26 protein-coding genes are annotated in these 21,787 nt (G+C 71.8%); 18 read left to right on the forward strand and 8 right to left on the reverse strand.

All coding sequences use genetic code 11. The features are described 5' to 3' along the window. The 4 genes from D1825_RS11115 to D1825_RS11130 all read left to right on the forward strand — a co-directional run. Positions 1 to 875 (forward strand): right-handed parallel beta-helix repeat-containing protein (locus tag D1825_RS11115; RefSeq protein ID WP_118767494.1); only part of this gene is annotated, 875 nt, incomplete at its 5' end. A gap of 20 nt (positions 876 to 895) precedes the next feature. Beyond that, positions 896 to 1,477 (forward strand): dihydrofolate reductase family protein, encoded by a 582-nt coding sequence (locus D1825_RS11120; protein WP_118767495.1) that lies wholly within the window; start codon positions 896 to 898, stop codon positions 1,475 to 1,477. A gap of 61 nt (positions 1,478 to 1,538) precedes the next feature. Further along, positions 1,539 to 1,949 carry a TIGR03618 family F420-dependent PPOX class oxidoreductase gene (locus D1825_RS11125; protein ID WP_118767496.1) on the forward strand — a complete coding sequence of 137 codons (411 nt, stop codon included), beginning with the start codon at positions 1,539 to 1,541 and terminating at the stop codon, positions 1,947 to 1,949. Positions 1,950 to 2,092: 143 nt separating this feature from the next. After that, on the forward strand, positions 2,093 to 3,688 hold the full coding sequence (locus D1825_RS11130; RefSeq protein WP_199721571.1) for a cellulase family glycosylhydrolase: 1,596 nt from the start codon (positions 2,093 to 2,095) through the stop codon (positions 3,686 to 3,688). Positions 3,689 to 3,733: 45 nt separating this feature from the next. Here D1825_RS11130 and D1825_RS11135 read toward each other — a convergent pair whose 3' ends face one another. From D1825_RS11135 to D1825_RS11155, 5 genes are all read right to left on the reverse strand, one after another. Continuing rightward, complete coding sequence (locus tag D1825_RS11135; RefSeq protein ID WP_118767536.1) at positions 3,734 to 4,300, reverse strand: GNAT family N-acetyltransferase; 567 nt, start codon at positions 4,298 to 4,300, stop codon at positions 3,734 to 3,736. A 48-nt stretch (positions 4,301 to 4,348) separates the two neighbouring features. Then, positions 4,349 to 4,585 carry a DUF7455 domain-containing protein gene (locus tag D1825_RS11140; RefSeq protein ID WP_118767497.1) on the reverse strand — a complete coding sequence of 79 codons (237 nt, stop codon included), beginning with the start codon at positions 4,583 to 4,585 and terminating at the stop codon, positions 4,349 to 4,351. Between the two features lie 119 nt (positions 4,586 to 4,704). Continuing rightward, complete coding sequence (locus tag D1825_RS18765) at positions 4,705 to 5,616, reverse strand: cold-shock protein (RefSeq protein WP_118767498.1); 912 nt, start codon at positions 5,614 to 5,616, stop codon at positions 4,705 to 4,707. A gap of 75 nt (positions 5,617 to 5,691) precedes the next feature. Further along, positions 5,692 to 6,147, reverse strand: a complete 456-nt coding sequence (gene yiaA, locus D1825_RS11150) for an inner membrane protein YiaA (RefSeq protein ID WP_118767499.1) — start codon at positions 6,145 to 6,147, stop codon at positions 5,692 to 5,694. A gap of 106 nt (positions 6,148 to 6,253) precedes the next feature. Beyond that, on the reverse strand, positions 6,254 to 7,009 hold the full coding sequence (locus D1825_RS11155) for a TetR/AcrR family transcriptional regulator (protein ID WP_118767500.1): 756 nt from the start codon (positions 7,007 to 7,009) through the stop codon (positions 6,254 to 6,256). Positions 7,010 to 7,087: 78 nt separating this feature from the next. Between D1825_RS11155 and D1825_RS11160 the strand changes: the two genes are divergently transcribed. From D1825_RS11160 to D1825_RS11220, 13 genes are all read left to right on the forward strand, one after another. After that, positions 7,088 to 8,542, forward strand: coding sequence for an MFS transporter (locus tag D1825_RS11160; RefSeq protein ID WP_118767501.1), 1,455 nt, complete (start codon positions 7,088 to 7,090; stop codon positions 8,540 to 8,542). Between the two features lie 132 nt (positions 8,543 to 8,674). Continuing rightward, positions 8,675 to 9,847: a TerD family protein gene (locus D1825_RS11165; protein WP_118767502.1), complete on the forward strand. Its 1,173-nt coding sequence runs from the start codon at positions 8,675 to 8,677 to the stop codon at positions 9,845 to 9,847. Beyond that, complete coding sequence (locus D1825_RS11170) at positions 9,844 to 11,436, forward strand: TerD family protein (RefSeq protein ID WP_118767503.1); 1,593 nt, start codon at positions 9,844 to 9,846, stop codon at positions 11,434 to 11,436. Before D1825_RS11165 ends, D1825_RS11170 begins: the two co-directional genes overlap by 4 nt. Before the next feature lie 33 nt (positions 11,437 to 11,469). Beyond that, positions 11,470 to 12,135 (forward strand): SDR family oxidoreductase, encoded by a 666-nt coding sequence (locus tag D1825_RS11175; RefSeq protein WP_118767504.1) that lies wholly within the window; start codon positions 11,470 to 11,472, stop codon positions 12,133 to 12,135. A gap of 83 nt (positions 12,136 to 12,218) precedes the next feature. After that, the gene (locus tag D1825_RS11180; protein ID WP_118767505.1) at positions 12,219 to 12,581 is read left to right on the forward strand and encodes a YciI family protein; all 363 of its coding nucleotides are present in this window, start codon (positions 12,219 to 12,221) and stop codon (positions 12,579 to 12,581) included. Positions 12,582 to 12,637: 56 nt separating this feature from the next. Then, positions 12,638 to 13,132, forward strand: a complete 495-nt coding sequence (locus D1825_RS11185; RefSeq protein ID WP_138067590.1) for a YqeB family protein — start codon at positions 12,638 to 12,640, stop codon at positions 13,130 to 13,132. A gap of 83 nt (positions 13,133 to 13,215) precedes the next feature. Continuing rightward, positions 13,216 to 14,181, forward strand: a complete 966-nt coding sequence (locus D1825_RS11190; protein WP_118767507.1) for a hypothetical protein — start codon at positions 13,216 to 13,218, stop codon at positions 14,179 to 14,181. An 87-nt stretch (positions 14,182 to 14,268) separates the two neighbouring features. After that, entirely contained in the window at positions 14,269 to 14,703 is a 435-nt protein-coding gene (locus D1825_RS11195) for a VOC family protein (RefSeq protein ID WP_118767508.1), read from the forward strand. Next, positions 14,703 to 15,344 carry a winged helix-turn-helix transcriptional regulator gene (locus D1825_RS11200; protein WP_118767509.1) on the forward strand — a complete coding sequence of 214 codons (642 nt, stop codon included), beginning with the start codon at positions 14,703 to 14,705 and terminating at the stop codon, positions 15,342 to 15,344. The genes D1825_RS11195 and D1825_RS11200 overlap by 1 nt, the downstream gene beginning before the upstream one ends. 29 nt (positions 15,345 to 15,373) lie before the next feature. After that, complete coding sequence (locus D1825_RS11205; RefSeq protein ID WP_118767510.1) at positions 15,374 to 16,483, forward strand: epoxide hydrolase family protein; 1,110 nt, start codon at positions 15,374 to 15,376, stop codon at positions 16,481 to 16,483. Further along, positions 16,480 to 17,019: a DapH/DapD/GlmU-related protein gene (locus D1825_RS11210; protein ID WP_233549833.1), complete on the forward strand. Its 540-nt coding sequence runs from the start codon at positions 16,480 to 16,482 to the stop codon at positions 17,017 to 17,019. The genes D1825_RS11205 and D1825_RS11210 overlap by 4 nt, the downstream gene beginning before the upstream one ends. A 147-nt stretch (positions 17,020 to 17,166) precedes the next feature. Continuing rightward, complete coding sequence (locus D1825_RS11215) at positions 17,167 to 18,603, forward strand: cellulase family glycosylhydrolase (RefSeq protein ID WP_118767511.1); 1,437 nt, start codon at positions 17,167 to 17,169, stop codon at positions 18,601 to 18,603. Positions 18,604 to 18,662: 59 nt separating this feature from the next. Beyond that, positions 18,663 to 19,052, forward strand: a complete 390-nt coding sequence (locus D1825_RS11220; RefSeq protein ID WP_118767512.1) for a hypothetical protein — start codon at positions 18,663 to 18,665, stop codon at positions 19,050 to 19,052. Here D1825_RS11220 and D1825_RS11225 read toward each other — a convergent pair. After that, complete coding sequence (locus D1825_RS11225; protein ID WP_118767513.1) at positions 18,965 to 19,675, reverse strand: GyrI-like domain-containing protein; 711 nt, start codon at positions 19,673 to 19,675, stop codon at positions 18,965 to 18,967. The genes D1825_RS11220 and D1825_RS11225 overlap by 88 nt on opposite strands. A 49-nt stretch (positions 19,676 to 19,724) precedes the next feature. Here D1825_RS11225 and D1825_RS11230 point away from each other — a divergent pair, with 49 nt between their 5' ends. Continuing rightward, positions 19,725 to 20,945, forward strand: a complete 1,221-nt coding sequence (locus D1825_RS11230) for a VWA domain-containing protein (RefSeq protein WP_233549834.1) — start codon at positions 19,725 to 19,727, stop codon at positions 20,943 to 20,945. Positions 20,946 to 20,950: 5 nt separating this feature from the next. On the opposite strand, the gene D1825_RS11235 is transcribed toward D1825_RS11230, so the two are convergent. Beyond that, positions 20,951 to 21,301, reverse strand: a complete 351-nt coding sequence (locus tag D1825_RS11235; RefSeq protein ID WP_138067592.1) for a hypothetical protein — start codon at positions 21,299 to 21,301, stop codon at positions 20,951 to 20,953. A 38-nt stretch (positions 21,302 to 21,339) separates the two neighbouring features. Further along, positions 21,340 to 21,729 (reverse strand): PLD nuclease N-terminal domain-containing protein, encoded by a 390-nt coding sequence (locus D1825_RS11240; protein ID WP_118767516.1) that lies wholly within the window; start codon positions 21,727 to 21,729, stop codon positions 21,340 to 21,342. Positions 21,730 to 21,787: the final 58 nt, after the last annotated feature.

Consider the following 21,787-nt stretch of genomic DNA (forward strand, 5'->3'; position numbering starts at 1 on the left):
GCGGCGGCGGCACCGTGAAGTTCCGGTGCGGCCCCGAGCGCGTCACGATCGTCCTCGATCGCACGCTCGTCGTGTGCAACACGACCACCTGCAAGCACCCGTGGGCGGACCCGTCGGCCAAGGTCGTCAAGCGACTCGTGCTGGACGGCGGAGGCAAGGTCGTCCTGTCCGGCGCGAACAAGCGACCGATCCTCTACGCCAACACGTGCCAGGAGTCGTTCGGCTGGCTCGACGCGCACTGCGACACGCAGACGACCCCGCACATCGTCGTGAAGAACCTCGTCATGCAGAAGGGCAACGCGGCCAAGGCGCCGACCTTCAAGGGCCACCGGCTCGAGAACCTGCGCGGCGGCGGCGCGATCGCGATGCGCGGCGGGCACCTGACCGTGCAGCGCGTCACCTTCCGTGACAACCGCTGCATCAAGGCCGACTCCGACGCCGGCGGCGGGGCGGTCCGGCTCGTCGGGCAGCGCGTCCGGTCGAAGCTCGTCGACTCGACGTTCGTGCGCAACCGCTGCGCGAACGGCGGCGCCGTCTCCTCGCTGCAGGCACCGATGCTGCTGAGCCGCAGCACCCTGACCGACAACGTCGCGACGGGCAGCGGCGCATCGTCGGGCAAGGGCGGCAACGGCGGGGCCGTGTACTTCGACGGCACCAAGCAGGCCGTGACCGTCGACCGCTCGACCATCCAGCGCAACCGCGCGCCCGAGGGCGGCCCGGGCGTCTTCTACGTGAGCAACGACCGGACCGGGACGCTCACGATCACCCGCTCGAAGGTCACCAAGAACACGGGCGCGAGCTTCTGGACGGGCAAGACCCGGAGCATCTTCTTCCTCGGCAAGAGCTTCGTCCGGTCCGGCTCGACGATCACCTGACAATCACGCAGGAGGCACTCATGGGCAAGCTGATCTACGCGGCCAACACCTCGCTCGACGGCTACCTCGAGGACGAGACCGGCGCGTTCGACTGGTCGGTTCCCGACGAGGCCGTGCACGCGTTCTGGAACGAGCACGAGCGGGCCATCGGCACGTCGCTGTACGGCCGGCGCATGTACGAGACCATGCGCGTCTGGGAGGACGACGAGCGGCTGACGGGCGAACCGGCCGTCGTCCAGGAGTACGCCGCGATCTGGCGCAACGCCGACAAGGTCGTCTACTCGACGACCCTCGACGAGGTGTCGACGGCGCGCACGAGGATCGAGCGGCAGTTCGACCCCGAGGCCGTCCGACGGCTCAAGGAGGAGTCCGACGCGGACCTCAGCATCGGCGGCGCGACCCTCGGGGCCGAGGCGTTCCGGCACGGGCTCGTCGACGAGTGCGTGCTGCTGCTGTGCCCGGTGCTCGTGGGCGGCGGCAAGCCCGCGCTGCCCCGGGGCGTCCGCCTCGACCTGGAGCTGCTCGACCACCGGCGGTTCGACAACGGCGTGGTCTACGTCCGCCACGCGGTGCGCACCCCCGACGGACCATCCGGGCGCTGAGCGATCGGCCGGCCGCGACCGGCACCCTCGAAAGAGCCACCTGCCAGATCGGAGATCGACCGTGCCCAACCTCCCGCTTCCCGCCGACGTCATCGCGCTGCTCGCAGCGCCGAACCCTGCGGTGATGGCGACCATCCACCCCGACGGCCATCCCGTGACCGTGGCGACCTGGTACCTGCTCGAGGACGACGGTCGAGTGCTCCTCAATCTCGACGCCGGACGCGCGCGGCTCAAGCACCTGCGGGCCGACCCGCGCGTCTCGCTCACCGCCCTCGCCGAAGGCGACTGGTACACCCACGTCAGCCTCCAGGGCCGCGTGGTCGACATCCGCGACGACGTCGACCTCGTGGACATCGACCGCCTCTCGACGCACTACGGCGGCGACCCCTACCCGGTCCGTGACCGCCCCCGCGTGAGCGTCCGGGTCGAGGTGGAGCACTGGCACGGCTGGGGAGCCGCGAAGCGCGACTGACGCGCTGGTCACGCGCACCCGGCCGCAGGACGAAGCGGAGTGCGAATCGTTTCGCACGGCTGCGCGGGCGGCGTCGGGATGGTGGGCTGGGCGTTCCGTCGCCAAGGTCGTCTACGGCCGCTCCGCCCTGAGAGGGACCCCCCGTGTTCTCACTACGCAAGGTGCTGACCGCGACCGCGGCGGCCCTCATCGCCGTCACCGGCTCGATCGCCGTCACCGGGCAGGCGAGCGCCGCCGCCGGGTGCCGCGTCGACTACACGGTCACCAACCAGTGGCCGGGCGGCTTCGGTGCCGACGTCAAGGTGACCAACCTGGGTGACCCCGTCTCCGGGTGGGACCTCCGCTTCTCCTTCGCGGCCGGCCAGACCGTCTCCCAGCTGTGGAACGGCGCCGTCACCCAGTCGGGTGCGGCGGTGTCCGTCCGCAACGCCGGGTGGAACGGGAACATCGCCACGAACGGCACCGCGTCGTTCGGCTTCAACGGCGCGTACACCTCGACGAATCCCGTGCCGAGGGCCTTCACGCTCAACGGCGTCGCGTGCACCGGCGCCCCGGTCACCCCGACGAGCTCGCCGACGCCCACACCGACGCCGACCCCGACCCCCACCGCGTCGCCGACCCCGACACCGACCCCCACCACCGGCCCGGTCACGGGCACCGCCGCCCAGCTCGTCGCCGACCTGGGCAAGGGCTGGAACCTCGGCAACCAGCTCGAGGCCAACATCAACGGGGTGCCCAGCGAGACGGCCTGGGGCAACCCGGTCATCACGTCGGCGCTGATCGACCGCGTCAAGGCGTCGGGCTTCACGACGATCCGCATCCCGGTCTCCCACCTGGGCAAGATCGGCTCGGCACCGAGCTACACCGTCGATGCCGCGTGGCTCAGCCGGATCCAGGCGGTCGTCAACCTGGCCTACGACCGCGGGCTGCACGTGATCATCAACATGCACGGCGACGGCTACAAGGGCGTCAGCGGCTCGTGGCTCATCTGCGACGCGTCCGGGCAGGACGCGATCAAGGCCAAGTACCAGAAGGTCTGGCAGCAGGTGGCGTCGACGTTCAAGGGCTACGACGGCCGCCTGATCCTCGAGTCGATGAACGAGAACTTCGACGGGCAGTACGGCACCCCCACCCAGCCGTGCTACTCCAACATCAACGCGTACAACCAGACGTTCGTCGACACGGTGCGCCAGACCGGCGGCAACAACACCTCCCGGTGGCTGCTCGTGCCGGGCTGGAACACCAACATCGACTACACGACCGGGAGCTACGGCTTCGTCATCCCGACCGACCAGTACCGGTCGGCGGCCGTCCCCAGTGCCGAGCGTCGGATCATGATCTCGGTGCACTACTACGACCCGTGGGACTTCACGGGCACCGAGAGCGGCGCGATCACGCAGTGGGGCCCGAACGCGACCGACGCGTCGAAGAAGTCGACGTGGGGCCAGCAGGACTTCATGGACGCGCAGCTGAAGAAGACCTACGACGCGTTCACGGTCAAGGGCTACCCCGTGTTCGTCGGCGAGTACGGCTCGATCGACAAGACCACCTTCGACTCGACGAACAACAAGTACCGCGCCGACTACGCGCGGACCCTGGTCGCCACGGCGAAGAAGTACGGCGCGGCCACCGCCTACTGGGACAACGGCTACAACGGCCAGTACGGGTTCGCGCTGTTCGACCGGAGCTCCGCGACGGTGACCCAGCAGGGCATCATCGACGCGATCATGGCGCCCTGATCACGGGCTGGTCCGGTGCCGCCCGCAGGTCAGGGCGGCACCGGATCAGTGCTGGAGCGCGACCCACTGCTCCCGCGTGATCTCGTAGCGGTAGCCGCCGAGCTCGGATCCCTCGACCGCCATCATGTCCTCGGGGGTCGGCAGGTCCTCGACGACCGTCATGCCGACCTTCTCCATCACGTGCTGCGACGGCACGTTCAGGGCCATCGTCTCGCCCCAGACCATCCGGACCTCGAGCTCGGCGAACGCCCTCGTGAGCAGGGCCGACGAGACCTCCGTGGCATAGCCCTTGCCCCACGCCGCCTGCCGCAGCCGGTAGCCGAGCTCGGCCTCGTCCAGTGGCCCCTCACGCCGAGGGCGCAGGCAGAACCACCCGATGAACGCGCCGCCGTCGTTCTCGTACGCCGCGAAGAGCCCGAACAGACCGGACCACCGCTCGTAGCCGGCGAGCAGGTTCGCCATGCCGTCGCGGTACATCTCGGGCGGGGTCGGGACGCCTCCGGAGAGGTACCGCATGACCGCGGGATCGCTGTCGAGCTCGACGAGGAGCTCGGCATCGTCGGCGCCGAACTGGCGCAGCGTCACGCGCTCGGACCGGAGGTAGGGGTCCACGGCGGTCAGCATGCCCGACGAGCACCGGGCGCGCGCACCTGAATTGACTCAGACCCGCTCGGCAGGCTGCTCGTCGATGCGGTGGCGCTCGTCCAGGATCGTGGCGCCGGCCGCGACGAGCTTCTGCTCGTGCGCCCGGAAGTGGTGGCCGCAGAAGAGCAGCTCCATGCCGTCGCCGGTCGCGAGCGTGGCCTTGACGAAGGCCTGGGCGCCGCAGCGGTCGCAGCGGTCCTGGCGGGTGAGGTGAGCGGTCGACGTGGGCTGGTCGAAGGTGGCGACGGTCATGTGCGGACTCCTCGTCTCGCTCGGCGGCTGCTCGTCAGAAGGCGAGCATCGGGTGCTGCCTGTCCGAACCAGCGGCGACGCGCCGCCATTCCTGGTGTTCGCTCAGCGGAGAACCGGGCTCACACCCGCTCGACGCCGTCCGCCTGCGGTCCGCGGTCGCTCTGGCGCACCTTGAACCGGACGCGGTCGCCCTCCTCGAGCGCCTCGGCACCGCGCACGACCGACACGTGTACGAACAGGTCCTCGCCCCCGGCGTCCGGGGTGATGAAGCCGAACCCGCGCTCCGCGTCGTAGCGCGCGACGACACCCTCGCCACCGCGCGCGGAACCGCCGGAGGACGCCGGCCGGGCCGGCCGGCGATCCGACCTCGAGCCGCCGACGACCTGCACGTTGCGCCCGAGCGGCCCCCGGTCACCCGTGGCGACGTCGTAGGTCACGCGGTCACCCTCGGACAGCTCGGTCAGTCCCCGGGTCAGCTCTTTGACGTGCACGAAGACGTCGTCGCTGCCGGAGTCGGGGACGACGAAACCGAAGCCCTTGACGTCGTCCCACCAGGAGACGGTGCCGTCCGCGCCGTCGGACGCCTGCCGGGCGGCCTCGGCACCGAGCGGCAGCAGGTGGTCGGCCTGCGGGCCCTTCTCGCCGTCGACGACGAGGAACGCGACCCGCTGGCCCTCGGCGATCACGCCGCCGCCGACGATGGCCGAGCTGTGCACGAAGATCTCGCCGCGACCGCCGTCGGGCGTGATGAATCCGTAGCCCTTGGTGGGCTCGTACCAGGTGACCGTGCCGAGCACGCCGAGCGGCGCGTCCGCGGCCAGGTCGCCCGTGACCCGGACGCGGCGCGCCTGCGGGCCGCGGTCGCCCTCGCCGATCTCGAACTCGACGGTCTGCCCCTCGCGGAGCTGCTTCATGCCGTCGCCGCCGACGATCTCGGACGCGTGCACGAACAGGTCTTCGGCCTCGTCCCCGAGGGCGAGAAAGCCGAACCCTCGCTCGGCGTCGAACCAGCGGACAGTCCCCTCAGGCACGATGACTCCTCGTCGAAGCGGGTGGTGTTGCCACCCAGTGTCCCTGACGAAGGGCGCTTGCGGGGACCTGCGCCGTCAGTGCCAGACGGTCGCGGCCGGGTCCGCCTCCGCGGCGGCAGCGGGCGCGGGCCCGGCGGCGGCCAGGTCGCGCACGTTCTTCTGCACGGCCACTACGGCGAACAATGCCATCGCGAAGCCCAGCCCGAAGAAGCCCTTCTCCGAGAGCTCGAGCGGCGCGTTGCCCAGTGCGACCGCCACCAGCACGAGCGATGTCAGGACCATGGCCCAGGCCAGTCCGAGGAAGATCCCGGTCACGGGGACGCCCTCCGCGCGGTCGCGGACCGACTTCTGCACCGAGATCGCGGCGAACAGCCCGAGCAGCAGGAGGGTGCCCAGGAACCCCTTCTCCGAGGGCACGAGCTCCGCGTTCCACAGTCCGATGGCGAACGCTCCGAGGGCGATGATCAGCGCGACCCAGGATGCGCCGACGAAGGCGGCGGTCGGACGGGCGGGAACGGGGTGCTGCGACATGTGGACGCTCCGAAGGTCGGGGTGCCGGCGCCGTGCTGCCGGAGCCACATCGTGGTGGTCCGGGCCGTCCCGGGGCAAGCATCCGGGCGCACAACCCTCGGTCGGCCTACCGTCCGGACTGCAGGCGGAGGCCCGCGAGCAGCAGGTCGAGACCGGCGCGGAACTGCTCGGCGTCGTCGTGCGCAGCGAACTCGTCGGCGATGTGGTGCAGGAACGGGAAGGCGCGGGAGTCCATCGCGCGGATGCTGGCACGGAACTCCGAGACGAACTCGTCCACGGGCACGCGCCCGTCCCGGACCTCCGGCGGCGGGTCCTGCCCGCGGTCGGCCGCGACGCCGACGACGTACGCCATGACGGCCGAGACGGCGTCGAGCCTCTGCCGCGGCGTCAGGTCCAGACGCATGAGCTCACGGCCGACCCGGTCGAAGAACATCAGCCCGTTGACCTGCGTGCCCGTGTCCTGCAGGAAGTAGGCGCCGAGCCAGGGGCGGTTCACGGTCGCGGCGTAGAACGCGATCGCGAGCTCGCGGACCTCCGCGATGGGGTCCTCGCCCTGCCCGAGGTGCGCAGTCGCGGTGAGGACACCGCCGAGCACGTGGTCGGCGGCGCGCTCGAGGAGCTCGTCCTTGCTCGAGACGTACCAGTAGATGCTGCCGACCCCGCCGCCGAGCCGCGCGGCAAGCGCGCGGAACGTCAGGGCCGCCTCGCCGCCCTCGTCGAGCAGGGCGACCGCCTCGGAGACGACGGCGTCGAGGGAGTGCGACGAGCGCTGCCGGCCGCTCGACTTCCGACCGCCACCGCGGCGGCGGACCAGATCGGCGGGCCCGCGTGACGCATCACTCACTTCGTCGTCGGTCGTCATGGTTGCACTCTACCGAACGTCGTTCTAGCGTATAGAACAACGTTCGATGAACGAACACCGTTCTAGCAAGGACTCCTCATGACCACACTCACCGCTCCCTCACCCGCGCGGACCTACCCGTCCCTGCGTGCGGCCTGGATCCCGATGGCCGCGCTCTGCCTCGCGTTCTTCGTCGAGATGGTGGACAACACCCTGCTCACGATCGCGCTGCCGACGATCGGCCGGGACCTCGGCGCCGGCACCACTTCGCTCCAGTGGGTCACGGGCGCGTACTCGCTCACGTTCGGCGGGCTGCTGCTGACCGCGGGATCGGCGGCCGACCGGATCGGCCGCCGCCGCGTGCTGCTGTACGGGCTCGCGGCGTTCGGCCTCATCAGCCTCCTCGTCGTCGGCGTCTCCACCTCGGGCGAGCTCATCGCGCTGCGGGCGGCGCTCGGCATCGCCGCGGCCGCCATGGCGCCGATCACGAACTCGCTGGTGTTCCGCCTGTTCGACTCGCAGGAGCTCCGGATGCGCGCCATGACCGTGATGATCGTCGTCGGCATGAGCGGCTTCATCCTCGGGCCGCTGCTCGGCGGCACCGCGCTCGCGCACGTCGGCTGGCAGTGGCTGCTGCTGGTCAACGCGCCCATCGCGCTCATCGCCTGGCTCGGCGTGCGCAAAGGCGTCGCGGCCGACGACCCCGCCGGCCTCACGACCGACCGGCTCGACCTGCCCGGCTCGCTGCTCAGCATCACCACGATCGGCCTCGCCTGCTACACCGCGACGAGCGGCGTCGAGCACGGCTGGACGTCGGCCTGGACCTGGGCCTCAGGCCTGGGCGCGGTCCTCGCGCTCGCGACCTTCGTCTGGCACGAGAAGCGCACTCCGGAGCCGATGCTCGACCTGACGCTGTTCCGCAACGGGATCGTCCGGGGTGCGAGCATCGCCCAGCTCGGCACCTCGATCGCCATGGCCGGCGTCATGTTCGGCCTGATCCTGCACTTCCAGTACGCGTACGGGTGGAGCCCGGTGCGTGCCGGCCTGGCCAACCTGCCCCTGATCGTCACGATGATCGTCGCGACGCCGCTCTCGGAGGCACTCGCCAAGCGGTTCGGCCACCGGGTCGCGTGCCTCGTCGGCGCCGCCTTCCTCGCCGGGTCGCTCGTCGGGATGGCCTGGGGCGTCGAGCACGGCTACCTCGCCATCGCGTTCTTCATGGTCACGTTCACGTTCGGCCTCCGCACGGTGATGACGATCTGCGCGGTCGCCCTCGTCGAGGCCGTGCCCGAGAACCGCACCTCGCTCGGCGCCGCCCTGAACGACACCGCGCAGGAGGTCGGGTCGAGCGTCGGGACGGCGATCGTCGGCACGCTCATCGCCGTGCTCGTGACGACCGTGCTGCCGGACGGCGTGTGGGGCAGCGACCTCGTGGCGTCGTTCTTCCACGGTGAGCGCATCGTCTTCGTCTCGCTCGCCGTCGTCGTCGGCCTGGCCGTCGGCGCCGGATCGCTGTCCCTGAGCAGCTCGCGCTCGGTCGACGAGCACGCGTGAGGGAGCCCGGCCCGGGACGCTGATCGTGTCCCGGGCGAGATCGGGCCGCGAACCCGGCCCCAGGCGCCCCCGGCATCGGTAGATTCCCCCTGACCGGGGGCGCCCTCGGCCCGGCCTCCGGAAGGGACCTCAGTGGACGAGCTCACCAAGGGCGCGAACGCCCCGTTGCCCGCGACCCGCGTCACGCTCACGGTCGACGTCCCGGCACCCGTGGACCTCTCGGCGCTGCTCGTGACGGAGAGCGGGAAGGTCCGCTCCGACGCCGACTTCGTCTTCTACAACCAGCCCACCGGCCCCGGCGTCCGCTGCCTGCAGCCGGCGGCCGGGCAGCCGTGGCGGGTCGAGGTCGACCTCGTAGCCGTCCCCGCCGACATCCACGCGGTCCGGGTCGTCACCAGCCTCGACGACGCGACCTCGACGTTCGGTCGGGTGGGCCAGCCGGTCGCGCGCGTGGCTGACGAGGCCGGGAACCCGCTGGTCAGCTTCGCCATGACCGATCTCGCGACGGAGAGCATCGTCGTCGCGGTCGAGCTGTACCGCCGCGCCGGGGCGTGGAAGGTGCGGGCCGTCGGGCAGGGCTATGCGGGCGGGCTCGCGGACCTCATCACCGACCACGGGGTGTCGGTCGAGGATGCAGCGGCACCGGCGGCCCCGGCACCCGTACCGCCGCCTCCCGCGCCTGCGCCTGCTCCCGCCCCCGCACCCAGCGAGGTCCAGCTGACCAAGTCGCGCCCGGTGAGCCTGTCGAAGGGCCAGAAGGTCACGCTGACCAAGGACGGCGGCGTCGCGCTCACCATGATCCGGATGGGCCTGGGGTGGGACCCGGTCCGCAAGAAGGGCATGTTCGGCAGCCGCGAGGTGGAGATCGATCTCGACGCCTCCGCGATCCTGTTCGCCGGGTCCGACCCCGTCGACGTCGCGTTCTTCAACCAGCTCCGCACCCGGGACGGGTCCGTGCAGCACACGGGCGACAACCGGACGGGCGAGGGAGACGGCGACGACGAGACGATCCTCATCGACCTGACCCGCGTTCCGGTGCACGTCACGAGCGTGATGCTCGTCGTGACCTCCTACGAGGGCCACACGTTCGAGCAGGTGCAGAACGCCTTCTGCCGGCTGGTCGACCACACGAACGGGGCCGAGCTCGCGCGCTACACGCTGGCGGGTGGGATGCCGTTCACGGCCATCCTCATGGCGCGGGTGTACCGACAGGGCTCGGCGTGGAAGCTGCAGGCGGTGGGCGAGGGCATGCAGGCGCGCACTCCCATGGACGCGATCCCGTCTCTCGCCCGGTACCTGGGTTGAGCTCGCTCGAGCTCGCGAAGGGGCAGAACGTCCCGTGGCCGCACGCCGGCGCGCTCCTCGAGGTCGCGGGCTCGTCGGTCGCCGGGTGCGACGTCTCGGTGCTGCTCGTCGACGAGGGGCGTCGGGCAGCCTCGTCGGGCGACTTCGTCTTCTCCGACGCGCCTGCGGCACCAGGCGCAACGCTCGAGCCGGGGACACCCGCGCGCGTGCGGCTCGACCTCGCGGCGATCCCGGCGCGCGTGCACGCCGCGCTCTGCCTGATCAGTGTCGACGCGCACCGACCGCCGCTCGGCGACCTGCCGCAGATCACTGCGGTGTTGCGCAGCGACGACGGTGCCGAGCGAGCGCGGTTCGCGCTGGCCGGGCTCACCAGCGAGCACGCCGTCGTCGCCGTCGAGGTCTACCGGCGCGGCGCGGGGTGGAAGCTCAGGGCGATCGGCCAGGGGTACGACGGCGGCCTCGCGCAGGCGCTGTCCGAGCACGGGCTCGAGGTGGACCAGGCCCCCGCCGGTCCACCGCCGCCCCCGCCCCCGGGAACCGCCGACGGCGAGCGGCTCCTGCGGCAGGCGTCCGCGATCTTCGAGGACGCCGCGCGGTCGACCGCCGGGCTCCGCTCCAGCGTCGACTACGCCGACCGTCGCCGCGACGAGGCCCTCGCCGCGATCGTCGCCGACCCCCGGCTGCGCTCGGGCCCGGCCCATCAGCAGGCGGCCGCCGCGGCCGAGGGCGAGCACGCCGACCTCGTCCGTCGGGCCCGCGAGCGGCACGACGACGACCTGCGCCAGCTGTCGGCCGAGCTCGGCGACTACGAGGCGCGCCTCCCGGCCGCCATGGCGCCGTGGACCTCGTCGGCCTGGCGCGGCTGGCGCCCACCGGCGCTGCCAGCACCCGCCGTCCGCGTCGGCGACCTGCACGTGGCCGAGGCCCCGTGGCTGCGCCTGCCGATGCTCCTGGGGCTCCCGCTGCCGCGCGCCCTGTGGATCGACACCGCGACCGGCCCCGGCGGGGTCGCCGTGCGCAACGTCCGCTCTCTCGTGACGCGGCTGCTCGCGGCCTACCCGGCGGGCGGGCTCGAGGTTCTCGTCATCGACCTCGGCCGCGCCCTCGCACCGGCCCTGACCCCGCTCGCACAGCCCGGGAGCCGCGTCATGACGACGCCCGCGGCGACGTCGGCCGCGGCCGCCCGGGAGGTGCTGGACGCGCTCGTGCGCCGGGTCGACCTGGTGCAGATGGCCCGCTCCGGCAACGCGATGGACGCGCTCGACGGCGACCGGGCCGACCGCCTCCTCGTCGTGCACGACTTCCCGACGGCGTTCGACGACGCCGCCGTGGGGAGGGTGCGTCACCTGGTCGACGAGGGCCCCTCGGCCGGCGTCCAGGTCCTGCTCACCGGCGAGCACAGCCCCGTCCTGGACGGCAGCCCGCTCGTCTCCACCCTGTTCCGCGAGTCCCTGCGGCTCCCGCTCGAGCCCGACGACCACATCGCCGACGCGTGGACGGGCACGTCGTGGCGGTTCACGCCGGACCTCGGACCGGACGACGCGGGCATGCTCGACGGCGTCCTGCGGTCGGCGGCGGGTACGGGCTGACCATCGCTCGCCCGTCTTCGCTACGTTGACCGGATGCCACTGGCACTGATCACGGGCGCCGCACGCGCCACCAGCATCGCCGCGGGGATCGTCCCGCGGCTCACCGCCGACGGCTGGCAGGTCGTCACGAGCGACCTCACGGACGTCGACTACCCGTGCGACCTGGCGAGGCCCGAGGGCCCTGACGAGCTCGTCGCCGCGGTCGTCCGCGACCGAGGACCGATCGACGCGCTCGTCCTCAGCCACGCCCACGACGTCGAGAGCGGCATCCTCGACACCACGGCCGAGAGCTTCGACCAGCACACGGCGATCAACGCCCGCGCGAGCCTGCTGCTCATCGCCGCCTTCGCGCGGCAGGCACCGCCCGAGGGCGGAGCGATCGTGGCGCTCACGAGCGACCACACGACGGGCAACCTCCCCTACGGGGCGTCGAAGGGAGCGCTCGACCGGATCGTCATCTCGGCGGCGCGCGAGCTCGGTCCGCGGCAGATCTCGGCCAACGTGGTCAACCCCGGGCCGATCGACACCGGATGGATCGACGACGACCTGCGCGCGGCACTGATCCCTGCCCACCCGCTGGGGCGCCTGGGGACTCCGGGGGACATCGCGGCGATCGTCTCGTTCCTCGTCTCCCCCGAGGGGCGCTGGGTCTCGGGCCAGCTCCTCCAGACCGACGGCGGCTTCTCGGCCCGTTTCTGACTGCTGGTGTCCGATCAGAGTCGGGCCGTTCGTGAACAAGGTGAGCAGCGGCCAGCGAGGCCGCCCGACAAGGAGGCAACACCATGGCCCGGTACCTGATCTCGTTCAACGACGGCGCGATGGACCACATCCCCGACGAGGACTGGCCCGCCGTGGGTGCGGAGTCGCACGCCGTGATGCGGGAAGCCGTCGAGGCCGGCGTGTGGGTGTTCGCCGGCGGCCTGGAACGGCAGCGGGCGAGCGTCGTCGGGACCGACGGCGTGGTCACCGACGGCCCGTACCCGGAGACCAAGGAGGTCGTCGGCGGGTTCGCGGTCGTCGAGGTGGCCAGCCGCGAGGAGGCGCTCGCGTGGGCGGCCAAGATCGCCGCCGGCTGCCGCTGCGCCCAGGAGGTCCGCGAGCTCATGCCGGACTCCGAGACGGATGCGTTCCTCGCTGGTCGGTGACGTCGCCGAGCTCGGGATGCCGCCGCCCTCCCCTCGTCGCGCGTAGCGTGGTCGCGATGACCGAGGACCCCTCGACCCGCACGGTCGGCGGCTTCGACCGCGCCGGCCGCACCTGGGTCCTCGCGCTGTTCGGCGTCGGGGGCGTCGCGGTCGGCGCGATCCTGCCGCCGCTCGCCCGCTGGGCCGCCGAGCTGCCGTGGGTGCCGTTCGAGGGGCCGATCCGGCTGCTCGGCTCTTTCGACGACGCCTGGTTGGTGTGGGGACGGCCGGTGCTCGGGCTCGCAGCCGGGCTCGCGTTCGCGGCGTGGGTCGTCGTCAGCTCCGCCGTGCTGGAGATCGGGCCCGGGCAGATCCAGGTGCGTCGCCGCGGGCAGGTCGAGCGGGTGATCGAGCGGGGCACGGTGGCGGCGGTCTACCCGCGCGGCGCGAAGGTCGTCATCGAGACCGAGAGCGGCCGGAAGGTCCTCGAGGACGACGTCGAGGGCGACAAGGCGGCGATCCGCGGCGCGTTCGTCGACCAGGGCTACCCGTGGGAGGGGCCGCTGAAGTGATCGGCCCGTGACGGTCGACGCGACACGTATTTCGGACACCTGACGCAGGCTCCTCATGGGGGTCGCCGACTCTCGAGGTGCTCATGAACGGCTGGGCGCGTGCACGATGGGGCCAGGTCGCGCTGCTCGGGGGCGCCGCAGCGCTGTACTTCACGCTGCTCGAGGTCTACGACAGCACCACCAGCTCCCAGAGCTGCCTCGACGAGCCCGCCGACGGTTGCCTGACGAGCCGGTGGTTCTCGATCTGGGCGGCGATGGCCATCGTCAGCGCGCTGATCTGGTGCGAGGTCCTGCGCATCGGCCTTCGCCGCCTTCGCCGGACGCCCGGCGCCACGAGCGCCGCCGCCGTCGTGTGCTACCTCGCGGTCGCGGCAGCCGCGACGTGGTTCATCCGATCGGCGACGAGCCGTGCGTCCTTCCTCGGTGACGCTCCCGTCGTCGGTGCGGTCGTCTTCCCGCTCCTGGCGCTGGGCTGGCTCACCGCGGCCCCGTGGACGCTGCTGGTGTGGCACGCACGCGACAAGCACGCCGGGGTCGCCCGTGCCGTGGACGACGTCGGGCCACCGCGCTGGGACGCGACGGGGAGCAGCGTCGACGTCGACGCCGACGCGGTCCGGGCCGCGACGGGAACCCTGCGCACAGCCTGGGGCACGATCGAGGCGTCGGCGCTCGCCTTCGCGGTCGTCCTCTCGACCGTGGTCCTGAACACCGGGACGCTGCGGCTCGCCGCACTCGGGTCCGGCGCCGCGACCGACGCGGAGGCACCGGCAGTGTTCGTCCTGGCCTACGGGGCGTTCTTCGCCGCCGTCGCCGCTGCCTTGATCGCGCCGCTGGCCGTGCCCTGGCGCAACGAAGCGGTGCGGCTGGTCGATCGAGCGCTCGGGGAGCCGACGACCGGCGTCCCCACCGCCGAGTACGTCGCGACTCGCGAGCGGTTCCTCGGCCACCTCGGGCTCCGGACGGGCGTCCTGCGATCGCCGATCACGGCGCTGAGCGTCCTGGCACCGTTCGCGACGGCCTTCGTCACCGCCGTCGTCCCGACGGGATGACTCGGGCCGCACCCTTGACAGGGCTACTTGCTTTTTGCAAGTGTGGGCATCGTCGAAGTAGCCGGATCCCACGAGAGCGAGACCATCATGACCGCGATGTTCGTCAACCTGCCGGTGACCGACCTGGATCGCGCCAAGGCGTTCTACACGGCGCTCGGGTTCACCATCAACCCGCAGTTCACCGACCACAACGCGGCCTGCGTGATCGTGGAGGAGGACCACAGCTACTTCATGATCCTGGTCCGCGAGTACTTCCAGACGTTCACCGACCTGCCGATCGGCGACCCGAAGTCGAACCCCTCGGTGTCGACCGCGATCTTCCTCGACAGCCGGGAGGCCGTCGACGCGACCGTCACGGACGGCCTCGCCGCGGGCGGGTCCGAAGACCGACCCGCCTCCGACTACGGCTTCATGTACCAGCGCCAGCTCGCCGACCCCGACGGCAACATCCTCGAGTTCGGCTGGATGGACCCCGTCGCCGCCGCCCAGGGGCCCGAGGCGTTCGCGGACCAGCAGGCCTGATGGCTGCACGCGAGTACGGCCAGTACTGCGGCGTCACGCGAGCTCTCGAGCTCGTGGGCGAGCGCTGGGCCCTGCTCGTCGTCCGCGACCTGCTCGTCGGGCCGCGCCGCTACGGCGAGCTCGCCGCGGGCCTGCCCCGCATCCCGAGCAACATCCTGGCGGCGCGGCTGAAGGACCTGCAGGCCGCCGGGATCATCCGGCGGGTGCCCCGCTCGCGCGTCATCATCTACGAGCTGACCCCCTACGGGTACGAGCTCGAGCCGGTGGTGCTGGCGCTCGGTGCCTGGGGCTTCAAGGCGATGGGCGATCCGCGCGAGGAGCAGGTCATCACGCCCGACTCGATGACCATGGCTCTGCGCACGGCCTTCCAGCCGGAGGTGGCGGCCGGCCTGCCCGCCACCGCCTACGCGGCGCACCTCGGGCCGGCCGAGCTCCTGGTCCGGGTGGACGGTCCGAGCCTCGTGGTCACGCGCGGGGACGGGCCGGTCGACCTGGCCTTCGCCGCGGGCCCGGACATCCGTCGACTCATCTCGGGCGAGCTCGCACCCGACCGCGCGATCGCGACCGGCGTGGTCGAGGTGCTGCGCGGGCGCGGCGACCTGCTCGACCGGTTCGCAAGCACGTTCCACCTGGCGGCGTGAGTGTCGGAGGTCGCTCGTACCGTGACCAGATGACCGTCCGACCGTTCGCCATCGACGTCCCGCAGCCGGTCCTCGACGACCTGCGCGACCGGCTGGCGCGCACGCGCTTCCTCGACGACTCGGCGCGCCGGCCGGCGTCGGGCATGACCAGCGCGTACCTGCGCGAGCTCGTCGCGTCGTGGCAGACCTTCGACTGGCGCGCCCGCGAGGCGTGGCTGAACGAGCACCCGCAGCTCCTCGCGGACGTCGACGGCACCACGCTGCACATCGCCCACCAGCGGTCCACGACCCCGGGTGCGCCCGCGCTGCTCGTGATGCACGGCTGGCCGCACACCTTCGCTTTGCAGCTCGACCTCGCCGACCTGCTCCCCGACTTCGACGTCGTGGTCGTGAGCCTGCCCGGGTTCGCGTTCTCACCACCGCTCGACGAGCCGATCACCGAGCAGCGCCTCGCCGAGCTCATGCACACGCTCATGACGGATGTCCTGGGCTACTCGACCTACCTCTCCTACGGCGAGGACCTCACCGCGAACGTCAGCGACCTCGTCGCGGCGACCCACCCCGAGGCCGTCGTCGGGCTGGTCGTCACGCACGCCCACTTCCTGCCGCAGGACGAACGCGACGCGACGACCGACCCGACCGAGCGCGCGTTCTACGACCGCATGGCCGCGGACTGGTACCAGCAGGCGGGTTACGCGCACCTCCAGGGCACGCGCCCCGACACGCTCGCGGCGGGGCTGAACGACTCGCCGGCCGGGCTGCTCGCCTGGCTCACCGAGAAGCTCGTCGAGTGGAGCGAAACCCCGGACGGCGACCCGGCGGCGGTGGAGAAGCGCATCTCGCGCGAGCGGATCCTCACCGAGGCGACGCTCTACTGGGCGACGCAGAGCATCGCCACCTCGTTCGGGTCGTACTTCGACGGGGGCGACGCCGAGATCCCGCCGGTCGAGGTGCCCACCGCGGTGTTCGTCCAGAAGCACGAGCACGACAACCCGGAGTCGGTCGCGCGCCGGTTCTACCGGGACCTGCGGGTGTTCGAGCGGCTGCCGGAGGGCGGCCACTTCGCCGTCGGGGAGGTGCCGGACGCGATGGCACAGCGCGTGCGGACGTTCGCGCGCGAGCTGGGTCTGGTGCCGTGAGCGATCGCCTCATGCGGATCCACGGTCCCGAGTTCCAGGCCATGGCGGACCGGGTCCTGGAGGTCACCGCGCTCACCTCGCGCCTCAACGTGCTCCTGTTCGACGACGAGGCCGGCAAGGCGGCGCTGCTCGAGCAGATCCTCGGGCGACCGCTGCCCGCGCGCACCACGATCTACCCGCCGTTCTTCACCGATCACGGGCTCCACCTCGAGCTCGGCGAGCGGGTGTTCATCAACCAGAACTGCACGTTCCTCGACTACGCGGGCATCCGGCTCGGGGAACGCGTGATGGTCGGACCCCAGGCCAGGTTCATCACGAGCGGGCACCCCGTCGACCCTGCCGAGCGCAAGCTCTACCTCACGGGCGCTCCCATCGACGTGGCGGAGAACGTGTGGATCGGCGCGGGCGCGACGATCCTGCCCGGGGTGAGCATCGGCCGTGACGCAGTGATCGCCGCCGGGGCCGTCGTGGCGGACGACGTCGCCCCCGGGACGCTGGTGGCCGGTCCCAAGGCGAGCGAGATCCGGCGCTGGTGACCCACATCGAGGCTTAAACGATTCGCCGTGCCTGGAGCAGTGGCGAGGGGGCGCCACCCGGCGCAGGCTGGCTCGGACCGGACCGCGCACACCCCCGAGCCATGCCGCGCGTCCCGGGAAACCACTCACTCAATGACGAGGAGACCCATGTCCCAGCGCACCCGGGCGACCGCCCTCCTGGCCGCTGCCACCCTGGCCCTGGCGGGGATCGGCACGATCGCCAGCACGTCGGCGCAGGCAGCCGCCGGCTGCAAGGTCGACTACGCCGTCAGCAGCCAGTGGGGCGGAGGATTCGGCGCCAACGTCACGCTGACCAACCTCGGCGACCCCCTGACCAGCTGGACCGTTGGCTGGACGTTCTCGTCGGGCCAGAAGATCACGCAGGCGTGGAACGCGACCGCGACCCAGACCGGCGCCACCGTCACGGCGCGGGACGCGGGCTACAACGGCTCGGTCCGCACCGGCGGCACCGCGTCGTTCGGCTTCAACGCGTCGTGGAGCGGCAGCAACCCGGCGCCGACGCAGTTCACGGTCAACGGCGTGGCCTGCACCGGCTCCGCGACGACGTCGCCGACACCGTCGGCCACACCGACGCCGACCGCCACACCGACACCCACGGCCACGCCCACCGTCCCGCCCCCGACGGGCACGACCCCGCTCGCCATCAACGGCCAGCTGCGGGTCTGCGGCGTGAACCTGTGCAACCAGTACGGCAAGCCGATCCAGCTCCGGGGCGTGAGCACCCACGGGCTGCAGTGGTTCCCGGCCTGCTACAACACCAGCTCGCTGAACACGCTCGCGAACGACTGGAAGGCCGACGTCCTGCGCATCGCGATGTACGTCAACGAAGACGGCTACGTCACCAACCCCGCCGGCTTCACGGCGAAGGTGAACGACCTCGTCGACCAGGCGGAGTCGCGGGGCATGTACTCGATCATCGACTTCCACACGCTGACGCCGGGTGACCCGAACGCCAACCTGGAGAACGCGAAGACCTTCTTCCGCAACGTGGCGGCGCGCAACGCCGCGAAGAAGAACGTCATCTACGAGATCGCGAACGAGCCGAACGGCGTCTCGTGGGACCAGATCCGCACCTACGCCAACCAGGTCATCCCGATCATCCGGGCGGCGGACCCTGACGCGGTGATCATCGTGGGCACGCGCGGGTGGTCCTCGCTCGGGGTGTCCAACGGGTCGAGCTCGGCGGAGATCGTCGCGAACCCGATCGCCTTCTCGAACATCATGTACACGTTCCACTTCTACGCGGCGTCGCACTACGACAACTACCGCAACGAGGTCCGGAACGCGGCGAGCAAGCTGCCCATCTTCGTCACCGAGTTCGGGACGACGAGCGCGACGGGCGGCGGCACGGTCGACATCGGCAGCTCCACCACGTGGCTCGACCTCCTCGACTCGCTGAAGATCAGCTACGTGAACTGGACGTACTCCGACGCCGACGAGAGCAGCGCCGCGTTCAAGCCCGGCACGTGCTCGGGCTCGAGCTACGGGACCGGGCAGCTCACGCAGTCCGGCCAGTTCGTGCGAAGCCGGATCGTGACGCCGGACAGCTTCCCGACGAGCTGAACCACGCAGCCGCTGCCCCGGGGGCGACCCCGGGGCAGCGCTGTGCCTACGATCGGCCGATGCCCCCGGAGAGCTGGATCGAGCACCGCCGCGCGGGCGACCGCGAGCGCCTGGGATGGATCCGGCCGGAGGGCGACGGGTTCGTCGCCCTCGACGCCCTGGGCCGCGAGGCGACCGGCCCGGTCGACTGGCTGGCCGCGGAGGAGGCGCTCGAGGAGCGCGGCCTGCACTGGCTCGCCGACATCTGGTTGCTGGAGCTGCCGGACGGCACCGGCGAGCGCGTGCGGATCGTCGAGGTCACGCCCGAGCGCGTCGTCGTCAAGGGCGACGACTTCGGCGCGATCGACGTCCTCACCGAGACCTACGTGCTCCCGTTCCCCGCACCCGCGACGCTGCGCCGCTTCGACGGCGACGCGTCCATGCTCGCGAGCGGGCTCTCGGGCGGCTGAACCTCGGCGACGGGCTGGCGCAGGATCGTGCGGAGCCTGGCCGGTGCGGTCCGGCGCGCGTCGCTGAGGTAGATCTCGTGGTGCCTGCCCGTCCTGCGCAGCCCTCGCGCGGGGATGAACTCGTGATGCATCGCGTCGAGCACCGGCCCCTCGTCGTCGTACGGCCCGACGTGCAGGGTCTGGACGCTGAGGCCCTCGTCGTACGCCTCCAGCCGCACCGCGTCGAGCACCGGCGCGCCGCCGCGCCCGGCGACGGCCGCGCGCGCCGCCTCCACGTGCTCGGCGGTGATCCAGTCGGGGACCACCGTCATGAGCGTCCAGTCCCAGCGGGACTTGTCCCGCTGGGCGGTGAACGCGTCCATGTCCTGCGACCACCACAGGCCCTCGAGGGGCATCACGGCGTAGTCGCGGCCGAGCTCGCGCTTGCTGAGGAACTTCACGCCGTACGCGAGCGGGTAGAGCGAGGCGGGCGCGTCGGCGTAGGCCGGCGACGTGTTCGGGTCACCGTGGCCGTCGACCATGAGGAACCGGAGGGCGGGCACGGTCACGACCGCGAACACCCCGCGGTGGGCGGAGTACGTCTCGACCTCGCGTTTGAGGTCGACCTTCGTCGCATCGGCCATACAGGCGAGTGTCCCGCACGGTCGACCCGCTCAGCCCTACCCTCGGCACGTGACCGTCCTGAGCCCCGGCCAGAACCTCCCGCTGCCGTCGTCGAGCGTCCGGGTGGAGGTCAGCGGCGCGGTCGACCTCACGGCCCTCGTCCTGAGCGCGTCCGGCACGGTCGACGGCGACGCCGACATGGTGTTCTTCAACCAGCCCTCGGCACCCGGCGCGCGCCTGGGCGGCAGCGTGCTGGAGGTCGACCTGACCGGCTTGCGCGGCGGAGCGGAGCGGGTCGCCCTGGTCGCCTCGCCCGCGGTCACGGGGCAGACGTTCGGCCAGGTCGCCGGGGTCGCGCTCACGCTCACGTCCGGATCGCTGACCGCGTCGTTCGCGCCGGCCGCGTCCACCACGGAGAGCGCGCTCGTGCTGTGCGAGCTGTACCTGCGCGGCGGTGCGTGGAAGGTCCGGGCCGTCGGCCAGGGCTACTCCGACGGGCTGGCCGGCCTCGCGCGCGACTTCGGCGTCGACGTCGCCGACGACCCGCCGGCGCCCGCACCCGTGAGCCTCATCAAGGGCGAGGAAAGGCTGCCGCCCGAGATGCGTCAGGCGCTCAACCTGCGCAAGGACCTCGTCACCGTCTCGCTGCGCAAGAAGGGCGCGTCGGGCCTCAAGGCCCGGGTGATCGGTGTCCTCGACGTGAGCGGGTCGACGGCCGGTATGTACCGGCGCGGGGTGTTCGCGCGCGCGGTCGAGCGCGTCATGCCGGTCGCGGCCGCGATGGACGACGACGCCGAGATGCAGATGTTCCTCATGGGGGCGCGAGCCCTGCGCGTCGACGACCTGCAGGTCGGTGATCTGCCGCAGTGGCTCGCCGCGTACACGGCCAAGCGGCCCGCGGACGCGGGTGGGACGAACAACGAGCCGGCCGCGATCGAGGAGGTCCTGCGGTTCGTCGCGACCCAGTCGCCCGACGTCCCCACCCTCGTGCTCTTCTTCCACGACGGCGGCGTGACCGACAACCGCCGCACCGAGGCCGCGATCCGCGCCGCCGTCCCGTCGCCCGTCTTCTGGCAGTTCATCGGCCTGGGCCGGTCGAACTACGGGATCCTCGCGCGCCTCGACGACCTGGCCGGGCGCGCGGTCGACAACACCGGGTTCTTCGCGCTCGACGACATCGACGCGGTGCCGGACTCCGAGCTCTACGACCGGCTCGTGCACGAGTTCCCGGACTGGGTGCGCGCGTTCTACCCCGCGGGCCATCCCGCCCGTGCGTCGCTGCGCGGCTGAGTCGCTCAGGCCCGCCGACGCGGCCAGTCGAGCATGACGAACAGGTCCCGCTCGCCGGCAGGACCCTCGAGCACCGCGCGAGCCAGCGCGGGCTCGCCCGCCTGCTCGCACGACCAGAGCTCGAAGTCGACGAGCTGCGACCAGGCCGGCGGCAGGAAGCCCAGGACCGTGCCACCGTCGAGCACCTTCACCACGTCGTGCTCGCTGCGGGCCAGGACCACGGCGAACCCGCGGTCGGCGTGCGCGGCGCGCGCCGGGGCCGATGCGTCGAGGAAGCCGCGGACGCGCACGGGCACGTGCCCGCCGCTCGCGGGCACGAACCGCCCGGGCACCCGGGTCGAGGACGAAGAGTCCATGCGCGGAACCTACTCCCGCAAGCTGCGCAGCGGAACGCTCAGGGCGCAGGGTCCTCGGGCTTGAGCTTCGCCTCGCGCTCGCGCAGCTGCCGCTCCCAGTCGCGCAGCATCTGCTCGTGGTCCTGGTCGGACTTCTTCATCGTCGCGAGGAACTCGGCGTCGTCGTCGGGCGAAGAAGCCCGAGGCCGCTCGTACTCCGGGAAACCCGCGGTCCTCGTCGAGGGCCAGGGCACCTGGCGGCCGGACGACGAGGCCTGCGGGCGACCCGCGACGAGCCACACGATCCCGCCGACGACCGGCACCAGGACGATGAGGAAGACCCACACCACCTTGGGCAGGTTACGCACCTGCGAGGAGTCCGTCTGGATGCAGTCGATCAGGCAGTAGACGAGCAGCCCGAGCTCGATCAGGACCGGCAGGTAACGCACGTGCTCCCCCTCGCATCCGCCCCTGCAACCGGAGCACAGCGGCAAGATAGCGGAGCGA

The sequence above is a fragment of the Cellulomonas rhizosphaerae genome, from assembly GCF_003470205.1.
Classification (GTDB): domain Bacteria; phylum Actinomycetota; class Actinomycetes; order Actinomycetales; family Cellulomonadaceae; genus Cellulomonas; species Cellulomonas rhizosphaerae.

Coding starts and splice junctions, on each gene's coding strand:
- D1825_RS11190 (WP_118767507.1), top strand. CDS start 13,216: ATGAACGGCTGGGCGCGTGCACGATGGGGCCAGGTCGCGCTGCTCGGG.
- D1825_RS11180 (WP_118767505.1), top strand. CDS start 12,219: ATGGCCCGGTACCTGATCTCGTTCAACGACGGCGCGATGGACCACATC.
- D1825_RS11175 (WP_118767504.1), top strand. CDS start 11,470: ATGCCACTGGCACTGATCACGGGCGCCGCACGCGCCACCAGCATCGCC.
- D1825_RS11200 (WP_118767509.1), top strand. CDS start 14,703: ATGGCTGCACGCGAGTACGGCCAGTACTGCGGCGTCACGCGAGCTCTC.
- D1825_RS11220 (WP_118767512.1), top strand. CDS start 18,663: ATGCCCCCGGAGAGCTGGATCGAGCACCGCCGCGCGGGCGACCGCGAG.
- D1825_RS11140 (WP_118767497.1), bottom strand. CDS start 4,585: ATGACCGTCGCCACCTTCGACCAGCCCACGTCGACCGCTCACCTCACC.
- D1825_RS11215 (WP_118767511.1), top strand. CDS start 17,167: ATGTCCCAGCGCACCCGGGCGACCGCCCTCCTGGCCGCTGCCACCCTG.
- D1825_RS11225 (WP_118767513.1), bottom strand. CDS start 19,675: ATGGCCGATGCGACGAAGGTCGACCTCAAACGCGAGGTCGAGACGTAC.
- D1825_RS11205 (WP_118767510.1), top strand. CDS start 15,374: ATGACCGTCCGACCGTTCGCCATCGACGTCCCGCAGCCGGTCCTCGAC.
- D1825_RS11195 (WP_118767508.1), top strand. CDS start 14,269: ATGACCGCGATGTTCGTCAACCTGCCGGTGACCGACCTGGATCGCGCC.
- D1825_RS11160 (WP_118767501.1), top strand. CDS start 7,088: ATGACCACACTCACCGCTCCCTCACCCGCGCGGACCTACCCGTCCCTG.
- D1825_RS11120 (WP_118767495.1), top strand. CDS start 896: ATGGGCAAGCTGATCTACGCGGCCAACACCTCGCTCGACGGCTACCTC.
- yiaA (WP_118767499.1), bottom strand. CDS start 6,147: ATGTCGCAGCACCCCGTTCCCGCCCGTCCGACCGCCGCCTTCGTCGGC.
- D1825_RS11235 (WP_138067592.1), bottom strand. CDS start 21,301: ATGGACTCTTCGTCCTCGACCCGGGTGCCCGGGCGGTTCGTGCCCGCG.
- D1825_RS11185 (WP_138067590.1), top strand. CDS start 12,638: ATGACCGAGGACCCCTCGACCCGCACGGTCGGCGGCTTCGACCGCGCC.
- D1825_RS11155 (WP_118767500.1), bottom strand. CDS start 7,009: ATGACGACCGACGACGAAGTGAGTGATGCGTCACGCGGGCCCGCCGAT.